11 protein-coding genes are annotated in these 14,599 nt (G+C 41.8%); 8 read left to right on the top strand and 3 right to left on the bottom strand.

Going from position 1 to position 14,599, the window contains the following annotated elements; genetic code table 11:
* Positions 1 to 84: 84 nt before the first annotated feature.
* Positions 85 to 261 carry a DUF4250 domain-containing protein gene (locus B5F91_RS10785; RefSeq protein WP_087429105.1) on the bottom strand — a complete coding sequence of 59 codons (177 nt, stop codon included), beginning with the start codon at positions 259 to 261 and terminating at the stop codon, positions 85 to 87.
* A gap of 202 nt (positions 262 to 463) precedes the next feature.
* Between B5F91_RS10785 and purB the strand changes: the two genes are divergently transcribed.
* The 8 genes from purB (at position 464) to tsf (ending at position 8,663) form a co-directional block, all read left to right on the top strand.
* Positions 464 to 1,810 carry an adenylosuccinate lyase gene (gene purB, locus B5F91_RS10780; RefSeq protein ID WP_087429142.1) on the top strand — a complete coding sequence of 449 codons (1,347 nt, stop codon included), beginning with the start codon at positions 464 to 466 and terminating at the stop codon, positions 1,808 to 1,810.
* Positions 1,811 to 1,876: 66 nt separating this feature from the next.
* Positions 1,877 to 3,178, top strand: coding sequence for a pseudouridine synthase (locus B5F91_RS10775; RefSeq protein WP_087429104.1), 1,302 nt, complete (start codon positions 1,877 to 1,879; stop codon positions 3,176 to 3,178).
* Between the two features lie 17 nt (positions 3,179 to 3,195).
* Positions 3,196 to 4,599 (top strand): asparagine--tRNA ligase, encoded by a 1,404-nt coding sequence (gene asnS, locus B5F91_RS10770; RefSeq protein ID WP_087429103.1) that lies wholly within the window; start codon positions 3,196 to 3,198, stop codon positions 4,597 to 4,599.
* Between the two features lie 196 nt (positions 4,600 to 4,795).
* Complete coding sequence (locus B5F91_RS10765) at positions 4,796 to 5,278, top strand: DUF4488 domain-containing protein (protein WP_087429102.1); 483 nt, start codon at positions 4,796 to 4,798, stop codon at positions 5,276 to 5,278.
* A gap of 352 nt (positions 5,279 to 5,630) precedes the next feature.
* Entirely contained in the window at positions 5,631 to 6,092 is a 462-nt protein-coding gene (gene rplM / locus B5F91_RS10760) for a 50S ribosomal protein L13 (protein WP_087429101.1), read from the top strand.
* 6 nt (positions 6,093 to 6,098) lie between these two features.
* On the top strand, positions 6,099 to 6,485 hold the full coding sequence (gene rpsI, locus B5F91_RS10755; RefSeq protein ID WP_087429100.1) for a 30S ribosomal protein S9: 387 nt from the start codon (positions 6,099 to 6,101) through the stop codon (positions 6,483 to 6,485).
* A 209-nt stretch (positions 6,486 to 6,694) separates the two neighbouring features.
* Entirely contained in the window at positions 6,695 to 7,534 is an 840-nt protein-coding gene (rpsB, locus tag B5F91_RS10750) for a 30S ribosomal protein S2 (RefSeq protein WP_087429099.1), read from the top strand.
* A gap of 130 nt (positions 7,535 to 7,664) precedes the next feature.
* Positions 7,665 to 8,663, top strand: a complete 999-nt coding sequence (gene tsf, locus B5F91_RS10745; RefSeq protein WP_087429098.1) for a translation elongation factor Ts — start codon at positions 7,665 to 7,667, stop codon at positions 8,661 to 8,663.
* Positions 8,664 to 8,826: 163 nt separating this feature from the next.
* On the opposite strand, the gene B5F91_RS10740 is transcribed toward tsf, so the two are convergent.
* The gene (locus tag B5F91_RS10740; RefSeq protein WP_204244683.1) at positions 8,827 to 10,848 is read right to left on the bottom strand and encodes a RagB/SusD family nutrient uptake outer membrane protein; all 2,022 of its coding nucleotides are present in this window, start codon (positions 10,846 to 10,848) and stop codon (positions 8,827 to 8,829) included.
* A 10-nt stretch (positions 10,849 to 10,858) separates the two neighbouring features.
* The gene (locus B5F91_RS10735; RefSeq protein WP_087429097.1) at positions 10,859 to 14,179 is read right to left on the bottom strand and encodes a TonB-dependent receptor; all 3,321 of its coding nucleotides are present in this window, start codon (positions 14,177 to 14,179) and stop codon (positions 10,859 to 10,861) included.
* Between the last annotated feature and the right edge of the window lie 420 nt (positions 14,180 to 14,599).

Genomic DNA, 14,599 nt, shown 5'->3' with positions numbered 1-14,599 from the left:
TTGATAATGAAATATTATCTCGTAGAGGTGTATTGATATGCTTCTACGAGATTGATATTCAAAAACTCACTTTCTTTAAGTTTATTACCAGAACTTGTTCAGTTCGCGGTTGTATTCAAATCCTACAGCTTTCAGGGCATTTACAATGTCTTCTTCTTTCACGTTCATATCTTTGCAAAGCGCGTCGAGTGAAGGATAAAAATCACGTAATTTCGTGTTGATGAAGCTGAAAAGCATCATCGGGTCTTTGGGTAATTCCATAGTGCTTGAAATTAAATATTTTGTTTTTGCAGGTGCAAAGTTACGTGATTCTTTCATACGTTGTTCTCATTTGAGGCAGATATTGTGAAATTAATACTAAACTTTTCTGTATTAGTCTGTTTAACTCAGGAAAAAATCGTACCTTTGCTGCCGTTAATGATCATTATATATTTAAGAATCAAAAACTACTAGTAGAATCATGATGGAGCTTGATTTACTCACCGCTATATCTCCTATAGACGGGCGATATAGAAATAAGGCCGGTGCTTTGGCTGCTTATTTCTCTGAGTATGCACTCATGAAATATCGGGTGCGGGTGGAAATAGAATATTTTATTACCTTGTGCGAATTGCCTTTGCCGCAACTGAAAGGCATAGACCATGCGCGTTTTGAATCGTTGCGGGACATTTACCGTAACTTTTCGGAAGCGGATGCCGGACGGATTAAGGAAATAGAGAGCGTGACCAATCACGATGTGAAAGCCGTGGAATATTTCATTAAAGAGCAGTTCGACCGCTTGGGCGGGCTGGAAACGTATAAAGAGTTTATCCATTTCGGCTTGACTTCTCAAGATATAAACAATACGTCGGTTCCTTTGTCTATCAAAGATGCGCTGGATGAAGTGTATTATCCGCAAATCCAGAAACTCATTGACCAACTGGAAACGTATGCCGAAGAATGGAAAGACATCCCGATGCTTGCCAAGACGCACGGGCAACCGGCTTCTCCTACTCGTTTAGGCAAGGAAATCGAAGTATTTGCTTACCGATTGAAACGTCAGTTGGCTGTATTGAAGGCTTGTCCGGTTACGGCGAAGTTTGGCGGTGCTACCGGAAACTATAATGCGCACCATGTGGCTTATCCGGAATTCGACTGGAAAGCTTTCGGCAATAAGTTCGTGGCAGAGAAGTTGGGCTTGGAACGGGAAGAGTACACCACGCAGATTTCTAACTATGATAATTTAGGCGCCATCTTCGATACGATGAAGCGCATCAACACCATTATGATTGATATGAACCGCGACTTCTGGCAATATATCTCCATGGAGTATTTCAAACAGAAGATTAAGGCTGGGGAAGTAGGTTCGAGCGCGATGCCACATAAGGTGAACCCGATTGATTTCGAGAATGCGGAAGGAAACTTGGGCATGGCGAATGCTGTATTGGCTCATTTGTCCGCTAAATTGCCGATATCCCGTTTGCAACGCGATTTGACCGACTCTACGGTGTTGCGTAACATTGGAGTGCCTTTCGGTCATACGGTTATCGCTATCCAAAGCTCATTGAAAGGCTTAGGCAAATTGTTATTGAACGAACACAAGATTTACGAGGATTTGGATAATTGCTGGAGCGTTGTAGCTGAGGCTATTCAGACCATTTTGCGCCGGGAAGGCTATCCGCATCCGTATGAGGCATTGAAGGACTTGACCCGTACCAATCAAGCGATTAATGAGGCATCAATCAAGAATTTTATCGAAACATTAAACGTAAGCGAAGAAGTAAAACAAGAATTGCGTAAGATTACTCCGCATAACTATACGGGAATGTAATATTAGTTGATTAAGAATAACGCCCGCGAAGGGTATAATATTAATTTATAAAAAGCAAAAAGGACTATGACAGAGAAAGAAATCAGACAAGAAGGTGAAAACTACCAGTCTGGCCGTGACGGTTACAAATCGTATAACAACAGAGAAGGATATAATAAGTATAATCGGGGAGAAAGAGGTAATGGCGGATATGAACGTCGTCCTCGTTTTAATTCCAATTCGGAGGAACGTCCGCAGCGTCCTTACCGCCCGCGTTATAATAATCAGGGTGAAGAGGGAGGCTATCGTCCGCAACGTTCTTCGTATAATCCCCGTTTCAATAATAGAGAAGACGGAGGCGAACAACGTCCTTACCGTCCCCGTTATAACAATGGGCAACAAGGTGAAGGTGGTTATCGTCCGCAACGTTCTTCATATAATCCCCGTTATAATAAGGATGAGAATGGTGAACAACGTCCGTATCGTCCGCGCTATAATAACGGGCAATCAGGTGAAGGTGGTTATCGCCCGTCACGTCCGTATAATCCGGGTCAATCGGGAAATTATGGCCGTCCGCAAGGAGGACGTCCGCGTACCGCTGATTATAATCCGAATGCTAAGTATAGCAAGAAAAAGCAAATCGAATATAAAGAACAGTTTACAGACCCGAACGAACCGATTCGCTTGAATAAGTTCTTGGCAAATGCAGGATTGTGTTCACGCCGTGAAGCCGATGAGTTTATCACTGCCGGAGTGGTTTCGGTAAATGGTGAAGTCGTAACGGAATTGGGAACTAAGGTGAAACGGAGTGATGAAGTGAAGTTTCATGACCAGGTGGTTAAAATCGAACGGAAAGTATATGTATTATTGAATAAGCCGAAAGATTGTGTGACTACTTCGGATGACCCGCAAGAACGCAAGACCGTTTTGGATTTGGTAAAAGATGCTTGTACGGAACGTATCTATCCCGTAGGACGTCTGGATCGCAATACGACCGGTGTTCTGTTATTGACTAATGACGGCGATTTGGCTTCGAAGCTGACTCATCCTAAATATTTGAAGAAGAAGATTTATCATGTATTCCTTGATAAGAATGTGACGAAAGCGGATTTGGATCAAATTGCTTCGGGCATTACTTTGGATGATGGTGAAATTCATGCTGATGCTATCAGTTATGCGTCGGATACAGATAAGTCGCAGGTTGGTATCGAAATCCATTCGGGAAAGAACCGTATTGTCCGTCGTATCTTTGAGTCGTTAGGCTATCGGGTTGTTAAATTGGACCGCGTTTACTTTGCCGGATTGACTAAAAAAGGATTGCGCCGGGGCGATTGGCGTTACCTGACCGAACGTGAAGTGAATATACTCCGTATGGGAGCTTTTGAATAATAATTAAGAATAGAAAAATGGAAAAGATTCGTAGAACAAAGATTGTTGACCTGCTGAAGTGCCGTGAGTTCGGTACGCTGGTTAATGCAAAAGGGTGGGTACGTACCCGCCGGGGTAGCAAACAAGTTAGTTTTATTGCTTTGAATGACGGTTCTACAATAAATAATGTACAGATTGTTGTTGATCTTGCTAATTTTGATGAAGAACTGTTGAAGCAAATCACTACCGGAGCTTGCTTGAGTGTCAACGGTATATTGGTGGAGTCTGTTGGAGCAGGTCAGGCTGCTGAAATACAGGCTCGTGAGATTGAGGTTTTGGGCGCTTGTGATAATACTTATCCGCTTCAAAAGAAGGGTCACTCAATGGAATTCCTTCGCGAAATCGCACATCTGCGTCCGCGTACCAACACTTTCGGAGCTGTATTCCGTATCCGTCACAATATGGCGATTGCTATCCATAAGTTCTTTCACGAACGCGGTTTCTTCTATTTCCATACACCGCTGATTACGGCTTCCGATTGTGAAGGTGCCGGTCAGATGTTCCAAGTTACCACAATGAATCTGTATGACTTGAAGAAAGATGAAAACGGTTCTATCATTTATGATAATGATTTCTTTGGTAAGCAAGCCAGCCTGACGGTATCAGGTCAGTTGGAAGGTGAATTGGCTGCAACGGCTTTGGGAGCTATTTATACGTTCGGTCCTACGTTCCGTGCCGAGAATTCGAATACGCCGCGCCACTTGGCAGAGTTCTGGATGATTGAGCCGGAAGTAGCTTTCAATGATATCAACGACAATATGGACTTGGCAGAAGAGTTCATCAAGTATTGCGTGCAATGGGCACTTGATAATTGTTACGATGATGTGAAGTTCTTGAACGACCATTTCGATAAGGAACTCATCGAGCGTCTGCAGGGTGTACTGAAAGAAAGCTTTGTCCGTCTGCCTTATACCGATGGTATTAAGATATTGGAAGAAGCCGTAGCAAACGGGCATAAGTTTGAGTTCCCCGTATATTGGGGTGTAGATTTGGCTTCAGAACACGAACGTTACTTGGTGGAAGAACACTTCAAGCGTCCGGTAATCCTGACCGACTATCCGAAGGAAATCAAGGCATTCTATATGAAGCAAAACGAAGACGGTAAGACTGTACGTGCCATGGATGTTTTGTTCCCGAAGATTGGCGAGATTATCGGAGGTTCGGAACGTGAAGCCGATTACGATAAGTTGCTGACCCGTATCAAGGAACTGAATATACCGATGAAGGATATGTGGTGGTATTTGGATACCCGTAAATACGGAAGTTGCCCGCACTCCGGTTTCGGCCTTGGTTTCGAGCGTCTGCTTTTGTTTGTGACCGGTATGGCAAACATCCGCGATGTAATTCCGTTCCCGCGCACTCCGCATAATGCTGAGTTTTAATAAAGGAGTAAAAAATAAGCTCAATAGTTTGGTTGATGAAAAAACATCATCTAGGCTATTGGGCTTAATTCTTTTAGCTTCTTTACTATCTTTAACACACCTTTTCCTTAAATTTATCCTCTCAAACGTAACGTTTTCCAGAAAAGTTCTATATATTTGTACATCAACATTTTGTTTAACTCTAAAAATTTACATCATGAAAGCACGTTCTTTATTTATCGCGGTATTGTGCTCCTTTATGGGTGTGGTGAATACGTATGCTCAAGATTGGTTTAATGAAACTACTCCGAAATCGTTGCAAGGCGTATGGCAAATGTGTTTCTACAGTTCGTCTCTGCCGGCTCTTCCGGGTGAGTTGAAATCGAGTAACTCTTTGAAGATTTTGGGTGAAGGCGGTGAGTTTACCAATGTGGTAATGATGCCTACAGGCGCAATCATTATCGGGTCGGGTACGTATACGCTGGATTCTGATTCAACTTTTACTGAGCATGTTAAGAAAAACATTCATCTTCCGGAATTAGACGGTAAAGATAACGTGATGCATTTTGAACTTGCTGAAAACGGCAAGTTGATGTTTGTAAAGTTCAAATCGTCTGAAGCGGGAGACGATGTATGGTCTCATGAAATTTGGCGGAAAATAGATATGCCGTCTACTTATCCGACAGACATTGTACGTTGACGATTCTCTGTTTCTGTGTAGAAGCGTGTAATAGTACTGCTTCTTTTATGCACATATCCCCACTTGCTTATGTGTTTACCTTTGTGTATTGCCGAGGGTAGATAAGTAAGTGGGGGTATGTGCATTCTTGTTTAAATCAATGTCATTTGTGCCTTATTTTCGCATTGGTCAGGCTCTTACAAAGAAAAAAATATTTAAAATCTTTGTGGGTTCGGATAAAAGCCGTACCTTTGCAAGCCGATTATTATCAAATAGTATAAATAGGTCTGACACCTTTCTTTCTCTTTTGTCCGGAGAGGGGAAAGCGTGGAAGATAGTTTTTTAGTAGTTAACATTTTAAATTGATTTAAGAGTGGATACTTTAAGTTACAAGACCATTTCTGCAAACAAGGCTACTGTGAACAAAGAATGGGTCATAGTAGATGCTACCGATCAGGTTGTTGGCCGTCTCGGTGCAAAAGTTGCGAAACTGTTGAGAGGTAAGTACAAACCCAACTTCACCCCTCATGTAGATTGCGGTGATAATGTGATTATCATTAACGCAGACAAAGTGAAATTTACAGGAAACAAGTGGAATGACAAGATTTACCTGAGCTATACGGGTTACCCTGGAGGTCAGCGTGAAATCACTCCTGCTGCTTTAGTTCGTAAACCTAATGGTTATGACAAACTGATGAGACGTGTTGTAAAAGGCATGCTTCCTAAAAACCGTTTGGGCGCAAAATTGTTAAGCAACCTGTATGTATATGAAGGAGCTGAGCACAAACATGAAGCTCAATCTCCGAAAGTAATTGATATTAATTCACTTAAATAATAAAGCATGGAAGTAGTAAATGCATTAGGCAGACGTAAAAGTGCAGTAGCTCGCATTTTCGTTACTGAAGGTACAGGAAAGATTACTATTAACAAGAGAGACCTTGCAGAGTACTTTCCATCATCTATTCTGCAGTATGTAGTAAAGCAGCCGTTGAACAAGTTGGAAGTGGCTGAAAAATATGATATCAAAGTAAACCTGAACGGTGGCGGATTTACAGGACAGTCTCAGGCTTTGCGCTTGGCAATCGCCCGCGCTTTGGTGAAAATCAATCCTGAAGACAAGAAGACACTTCGTGCAGAAGGCTTCATGACTCGTGATTCACGTGCGGTTGAACGTAAGAAACCGGGTCGTCCGAAAGCACGTCGTAGATTCCAGTTCAGTAAACGTTAACGAGGGGACAAGTTGGATAGGGGACAAGTTGACAAGGATTTTTTGTTATTTGCAAACCTTGTTGCCACGTCAACTGACACCTCGTCAACTAAGTAGCGTTTAGTATCTAAACTGTTTGGATTTTCCTTGCATGTGTTTGTAGAGAGACTACCAAACGGTTGGTTCAATTAACAACAAAAAAGAAAGTAAACGATTAAAAGAATTAAAACATGTCAAGAGTAAATTTTGATACATTATTGGAGGCTGGTTGCCACTTCGGACACTTGAAAAGAAAGTGGAACCCTGCAATGGCTCCTTATATCTTTATGGAACGCAACGGAATCCATATCATCGACCTGAACAAGACCGTTGCTAAAGTAGACGAAGCTGCTGAAGCTTTGAAACAAATCGCAAAATCAGGAAAGAAAGTCCTGTTCGTTGCTACTAAGAAACAAGCAAAACAGATTGTAGCAGAAAAAGCTACTTCTGTAAACATGCCCTACGTAATCGAACGTTGGCCGGGCGGCATGTTGACTAACTTCCCGACAATCCGTAAGGCTGTGAAGAAAATGGCTACTATTGATAAGTTGACCAATGACGGAACATACGCAAACTTGTCGAAGAGAGAAATTCTTCAAATCTCTCGTCAGCGTGCTAAATTGGAAAAGAACTTGGGTTCTATCGCTGACTTGACTCGTCTGCCGTCTGCATTGTTCGTTGTTGACGTAATGAAAGAAAACATCGCTGTACGTGAAGCTAACCGTTTGGGTATTCCTGTATTTGCGATTGTAGATACAAACTCTGATCCTACCAATGTAGATTTTGTAATCCCGGCTAACGATGACGCTACGAAGTCTGTAGAAGTTATCTTGGATGCATGCTGCGCTGCTATGGCAGAAGGTTTGGAAGAAAGAAAAGCTGAAAAGGTAGACATGGAAGCTGCCGGTGAAAACGCACCGAAGGCTGGAAAGAAAAAAGCTGCTAAGGCTCGTATGGACAAGGCTGAACAAGATGCAATCAATGCGTCTAAGGCTGCTGCGTTCATGTCTAAGGAAGACGAAGAAGCTTAATACAGATAGTTGAGAGTTGAGAATTGAGAAGTGAGAGTTACTGTATAAGCGATTCTCGATAGCTCTATTCTCAACTCTCAATTTGCTTTATAACGATTATTCATTCATTAATTTAAATAAGAAAATTATTATGGCTGTAAGTATAAGTATGGCTGATATCACCAAGCTTCGTAAGATGACCGGAGCTGGTATGATGGACTGTAAAAACGCTTTAACAGAATCTGAAGGCGATTTCGATAAAGCAATGGAAATTATCCGTAAAAAAGGACAGGCAGTAGCTGCTAAACGTTCTGACCGTGAAACTTCAGAAGGTTGCGTATTGGCTAAGTCTACTGGCGATTATGCTGCAATGATTGCTTTGAAGTGTGAAACAGACTTCGTGGCTAAGAATGCAGACTTCGTAGCGTTGACTCAAGCTATTTTGGATGCTGCTATCGCTAATAAATGTCAGACATTGGATGAAGTGAAAGCGTTGCCTATGGGCAATGGTACTGTTGCTGATGCTGTAGTAGAACGTAGCGGTGTGACTGGCGAAAAGACTGAATTGGATGGTTATAACTTCGTTTCAGGTGCTTGCACTGCTGTTTACAATCACATGAACAAGAATCAGCTTTGCACCATTGTTGCTTTCAATAAGGTTTGCGATGCACAGATTGCACACGAAATCTGTATGCAGATTGCGGCAATGAATCCGATTGCTATTGACGAAGCTGGTGTTCCAGAATCAGTAAAACAAGAAGAAATCAACGTTGCGATTGAAAAGACTAAAGCTGAACAAATCCAAAAGGCAGTAGACGCTGCTTTGAAGAAAGCCGGCATCAATCCTGCTCACGTAGACAGCGAAGAGCACATGGAAAGCAACATGGCTAAGGGTTGGATTACAGCTGAAGACGTTGCTAAGGCAAAAGAAATCAAAGCTACAGTTGCTGCTGAAAAGGCTGCCAACTTGCCTCAGGCAATGATTGAAAATATTGCAAAAGGCCGTTTGGGCAAATTCTTAAAAGAAGTTTGTCTGTTGAACCAAGAAAGCATCATGGATCCGAAGAAGACCGTTGCAGAAGCATTGAAAGCTGCAGACCCGGAATTGGTTGTTACAGAATTCAAACGTTTCACTTTGCGTGCTGAATAATCAATAAGTCAGTATTGAAAAAATAGGGGACTATTTCAAAATCCATTTGAAATAGTCCCTATTTTTATTACTATTTGTTGTTATTTTGTGGGTTTACCATAGTAAATAATGTTTCTTGCTTTAAAATTATTAGTCGTAAAATCTTAAAGCTATTACTATCTTTTTACCGTTCTGCTGGCATATCAGCTGTAGTAGGCCAATAAGGATTCTGATACAACGGAGATAAGTCTACAGAGTGACTATCAGAAGCAGTCAGTAAGAATTGGCGGATAGGCAGTGGCTGGAGATAATGCGCCATGTGCCATACATATCCATCACGGAATACATTATTACCTGTCATGTTTTTCTCATACGGACGAAGATATTCACTCAAGTCACGACTGGATACGTTTGCCGAAACACTGCCATCATCTGTGAAAGTTCCACCGAAATCCCAACTTTCCATTGGGGTTCCCCACAAATGAATTCCTTCTACGTGATAAGGTTCGTTTATCATTTGGTCAAGTGCACGCCAACGAATTAAGTCCATCCAGCGCAAACCTTCTGCCATCAGTTCACAACGGCGTTCACGACGGATATTGTAAAGCACTTTATCTGTCAGTTGTGTGCCTGCAGAATAAGACCCCCAATCCAATTTCTCTTGTGCTATATCAGTTGCATCAATAGTAACTTGTGGATCCACTGCATCTCCGCTAAAGCCTGCTGCAGTACGGATAGCTCGCCAATATTCCAATATCTTGCCCGATAAAGCATGCGTAAGTTCGTATTCAGCTTCCATATAGTTGAGAAGTGCTTCTGTAGCCCGGAAAGTAATAGAACCTACATAGCCGCCATTACCTGCTGTCAGAGCACGGTCAAATGTACCACCTTTTCTAAGGGCATATCCGGTAGAATATCCCCATTCACCATCTCCACGAAGGATAGACGGATTAGGTTCTATGGTCACACCTTGGTCGCCAGCGCCATCGTCCATGTTTTTAAACAAATTAATCTGTCCTGGTTCTTTCAAGAAAATAGTTAAACGCGGGTCGGCGTTTTGTCTTACAGCAGCAATTGTTTCATCCGAATAAGCGAAACCATCGTGTGAAGCATAAATAGGCTTTCCGTCTTTCATGACAAAGCTTTCTATCATACTTCGGGTAGGACCAATAGCATAATTTCCGCGTGTCACAGCAACTTCCACATTGTTGGTTATGCCTAAACCTTTATTATATGCCCGCCACAATAATACATCAGGGAATCCCGACATGTCTGTACTACCGAACATGCTGAAATAGGGATTGTCGGCATCTGATTCTGCTTGAGGTACTGTTCCGTTATTTTGGGTCAGGCTTCCTACATATTTATCTGCCACTTCTTCAGCACATTCTGCCGCAACTTGATAGAAGTAATTGATTTCATTATCAATGCTTCCGGTCGGATATTCATAATTGGCATTATAATCTTTGGTTGCTCCGGGCCATCCTTCGCCATTAGGTACGAAAGGAGTTCCCTTGAAATATTTCAGCCATGATGCTTCGAACAATGCAACACGTGATTTCATCAGTGTAGCGACATCGGGCGAAAGTCGGTTCTTACGCGAATCCATATTTGTCATGCAAACACGTGCACTGTCTAAATCGTTCAGAATGAAACGTGCGACTTCATTACGGGGCATACGTACACATGCTGCAGTCAAAATGGCATTATCATCCGGGAGTGCTTCCTTGATGATAGGCAGGTCGCCCCACTTTTGAAGCATATCGAAATAACAGAATGCGCGGAAGAAATACAATTCACCGATATAATGACGTATATTTTGTTCGGCACCTGTTATTGCTCCATTCCGGTAGTGTCCCAAAATCGTATTAATTGAATAATTAATGTTGCGGATATTTGTCCATGCCCAATTGTCATTATTCAACCCTACAAGCCATTGACCGGTAGCGTATTTCCCGTCAGCTGAAAGTCCTGCCTGATTATCGGTATTGTTGTCTGTACCGAATGTTCCATAACTCCAGCCTCCATGCGAAGGAAGTACATCAGGATAGAATTTATTGCAGACAGCCTGCAATTGGTCTTCCGTCTGATAATAATCTTCTGGAACGACGTAAGAAGGGGGTTCCTTGTCTAAAAAGTCTTCACAAGAAACGAGTGCGGTTGCAAAAATAGCTATAGGTAAATATTTTATCAGTTTCATAATCATACTCCTCCTGTTAGAATGTTACATTTAAGCCACACGACAACGTCTTTGACAACGGATAAGCATTTCCGTTTCCGCCATTACCGCCGGCAATAGTTTCCGGGTCAAATTGAGAAACAAGGCTGGTGCCCGTCCACAAATTTTCACCCGAGAAGAATATACGCAGGTTTTGGATTCCCATACGGGTTGTCCAGCGTGTAGGGAATGTATACCCTATTTGCAAATTCTTTAAACGGATATAAGCTGCGCTTTGCAGATAGCCCGTTTGACATTGCTGGTTCTTGTCGCTATAAAGCGGACGAGGCAAGTAACTATCAAGATTGACATCTTGGTATCCGTTTTGTACTGACCATGTATTTTCGTCACGGAAATAGTCGGATACGGCATCCAAACCTGTAGCCCACCACTGTCCGTTACTTGCTGCACCAAACATATAAGTACTTCCTTGCCAATAGTCACGTTTTCCTACTCCTTGGAAGAACAGACGTACGTCGAAACCTTTCCAACTAGCATTCAAGTCTAAACCGAACAAATAACGTGGAGTGCTGTTACCGATAACCGTACGGTCACCTGTATCACCTAATGTGCCTGAACCTCCAGAGATTCTTCCGTCACCGTTTACATCAGCATACATAATATCACCGGCTGCCCATGACGAACCGATAGCGTCCTGCCCGCCATTAGGTAATGTAGCCAAATGGTCTTGCATTTCTTGGTCTGTCTTGGCAATTCCTATCGTAGTATATCCCCAAATTTCATTGATATAACGTCCTGTAATATAAGTGTCGATTGCATTGGTCGGGTTATTCGGATAGCGGGTAATTTTTGTACGTGCGTCAGATACATTGAAACGGATTCCGTATGATAAGCCATTGTCTAACAAATCATTCCAACCTATGGTAAGTTCCCATCCTGAGGTACGTAAGTCTGTATTGTTGGTCACGGGAACGGCTGTACCTAAAATAGCTGGAAGTTCGGGCGCATTTCCTACCATGTTTTTGGTATTACGTACGTAGTAATCGAATGAACCTGTCAAACGGTTGTTGAATAATCCCCAGTCAAGACCAATGTTGTAAGATTCAATGGTTTCCCATGTCAATGCGGTAGACACAAGACCTGGAGCGGTTGCCGTATTAGGCTTTACACCATTCAATAGCCACGAACCATCGGACGCTCCTACTGACATTGTTTGGTAAGTCTGATACCAGTTCGTTGTATTTTGGTTTCCTAATGAACCGTAAGAACCACGGAGTTTCAATGTTCCAACAATGTTACTGATGGGTTCGAAGAAATTTTCACGGGCAATGTTCCAACCTACAGAAACAGAAGGGAATGCTTTCCATTGGTTGCCTTTGCGGAAACGTGAAGTACCATCAGCACGCAGATTCGCTTCAATCAAGTATTTGCCTTGATAGTCATAATTGACACGGGCAAAGAAACCGGCAGTTGCCCATTCATTACGCGAACCGTTTACATCCGGCGTAATCGGATTGCCATAATAGTCCAATCCAGTTGTTAAATCCACTTCCGGTTTATTAGCAAACATAAGACCGTTATTCTGCAAACCGAATTGGGTCTGTTTCAAGTTTTCTGCCTGGAAACCACCCATGACATGCAGATTGTGCTTTTCATTGAACGAATGAGTATACTCTGTGTAAACTTGGAAATTATAGTAGTTCTCTTTATAATAATCTTCGTGAACATTTGAACCTTGATCTGTCACATACGGATTTCCGTTGATGTCATGGTTATAGAGCATTGCTTTATCCCAATGACGGTTTGCAGAATTGATGTGATAATTAAAATCAATATGGGTAATCCAGTTCTTAATCGGCTCTATTTGGAAACTTATCTGATGATACATGTCATCGGTCTGTTTCTTGTCGGTTCCGGCTTCTGCCAATCCTAAAGCTGGCGACGGAGCACTGAAATAATATCCGTTACGGTCATACAAGGGCAATACGGGCCAACCTTGGCGTGCCATATCGTTGTAAAGATTATCAGTCAAATTAGCAGGACGTTTATAATCCTCACGTGTAAAACGCATGGTGTAATTAAAACGCAGCCATTCGGTGATTTCCGAACCTATTTTAGCCGTTCCGTTGAAACGTTTCAATCCTTCTTCTCCCAAATTCATGAAACCGCCTTGGCTCAAGTAATTGAATGAAGCATAATAATTCAGCTTTTTGGTTCCTCCATTTACGCTGAAATTATGTTCTTGAGAAAATGTCCATTTCTTATAAATGGCATCATACCAATCTACATCGTCAATACCGTTAGCATATCCGTCAAGCCATTGTCCGTTACTTGTATTAGGTGCTATGCTATACAGAATAGTACCATCTTCTGTTATGCGTTGTCCGGGACCATAAGGAGCCGCATTATGATAAGCAACAATTTGATCCATACGTTCCGGAGTAAAATAAACGCCACTACCGCCATTCGAGAACGTATCGTTCATCCAACTGGCAAAGTTGACAGAATTCATCATGTGGTTCATATTCACCGGAGTACCCCAACGGAAACTATTATTATAGTTCACGCTTGTTTTTCCTTCGGTTGTTCCCGACTTTGTAGTAATAAGGATTACACCGAACGGAGCACGCGAACCATAAATAGAAGATGCCGCAGCATCTTTTAGTACCGAAATACTGGCAATGTCTTGAGGGTTGATTGTGTTCAGATCGCCTTCCATTCCATCAATTAAAACCAACGGATCTCCACTAGTTCCTTGTCCAATTGTTGTTGTACCACGCACATTAATGCTAGGAGTGTTCTCCAAACTACCGTTAGTTTGTGAAATTTGTAATCCAGGAACAACACCTTGCAAAGCTTGAGTTACATTCGTAACCGGACGTTGAGCAATTTCTTCGGAAGTAACCACACTTACCGAACCGGTAAGGTTGACTTTTTTCTGTGTACCGAAACCGACAACAACCACTTCTTCCAACATTTCGCTGTCTTCTTTCAGTGTTACACTGACATGCTTTCCAGGCGTTGTCTGGATTTCTTGTGATTGAAAACCGATAAAAGAAATTTCCAACACTGCACCTGAAGCTACGGACAAAGTGAAATTACCATCTAAGTCCGTTATGGTGCCATTATTGGAGCTTCCTTTTTCTACAACGCTTGCACCAATAACCGGCAATCCTGTTGCATCAATAACAGTACCGCTTACTTTAACTTTGTTTTGTTGATTCTCTTGTGTTACCGGAATCGGTTCCGGATTAGCAAATACGAATGCAGGACTCACCACAAATCCTGCAGATAATAATAAAGCAAACAACGTTTTTTGCTGCGCTTTATTATCCATGAGGGTTCTTAGGTTTTTCATATTAGATTACATTATAAATTTTGCGAATGTATAAATAATAATTAAACAATGCAAGTAGGGACGTTAAAAATATAATTGATATTACGATTCTTTTTTTTAGTGAAAACGCATGTCTTTCGATATGTCATTAATTAGTAGGAGCGAACCTATGTGTCTTTCAGATATATTAGCATAACGTTATTGAGGCAGTGTCAAAATAGAAATTAGCTTTTATTTTGACACTGCCTCTTATGGTAAATGAAAGAATTGTGTGTAAAGGATTAGCCTTATTTATGAATGACGATAATACAAATCACGTACTTATTAATAATACTAAGAAACTGTTTTGAATTGATTCAAGAATAATGTTATAAGCATCTTCAGATCTCAAATCAGTCGGTCAATTGGAAAAATGTTATATCTTTAAAGGTACCAAACTAT

The sequence above is a fragment of the Bacteroides sp. An322 genome (genome assembly GCF_002161765.1).
Lineage (GTDB): Bacteria > Bacteroidota > Bacteroidia > Bacteroidales > Bacteroidaceae > Phocaeicola > Phocaeicola merdavium.
Note: the sequence above shows the minus strand (reverse complement) of the source record. Positions and strands in the feature narration are given on the sequence as shown.

Coding starts and splice junctions, on each gene's coding strand:
- B5F91_RS10785 (WP_087429105.1), bottom strand. CDS start 261: ATGGAATTACCCAAAGACCCGATGATGCTTTTCAGCTTCATCAACACG.
- purB (WP_087429142.1), top strand. CDS start 464: ATGGAGCTTGATTTACTCACCGCTATATCTCCTATAGACGGGCGATAT.
- B5F91_RS10775 (WP_087429104.1), top strand. CDS start 1,877: ATGACAGAGAAAGAAATCAGACAAGAAGGTGAAAACTACCAGTCTGGC.
- asnS (WP_087429103.1), top strand. CDS start 3,196: ATGGAAAAGATTCGTAGAACAAAGATTGTTGACCTGCTGAAGTGCCGT.
- B5F91_RS10765 (WP_087429102.1), top strand. CDS start 4,796: ATGAAAGCACGTTCTTTATTTATCGCGGTATTGTGCTCCTTTATGGGT.
- rpsI (WP_087429100.1), top strand. CDS start 6,099: ATGGAAGTAGTAAATGCATTAGGCAGACGTAAAAGTGCAGTAGCTCGC.
- rpsB (WP_087429099.1), top strand. CDS start 6,695: ATGTCAAGAGTAAATTTTGATACATTATTGGAGGCTGGTTGCCACTTC.
- tsf (WP_087429098.1), top strand. CDS start 7,665: ATGGCTGTAAGTATAAGTATGGCTGATATCACCAAGCTTCGTAAGATG.
- B5F91_RS10740 (WP_204244683.1), bottom strand. CDS start 10,848: ATGATTATGAAACTGATAAAATATTTACCTATAGCTATTTTTGCAACC.
- B5F91_RS10735 (WP_087429097.1), bottom strand. CDS start 14,179: ATGAAAAACCTAAGAACCCTCATGGATAATAAAGCGCAGCAAAAAACG.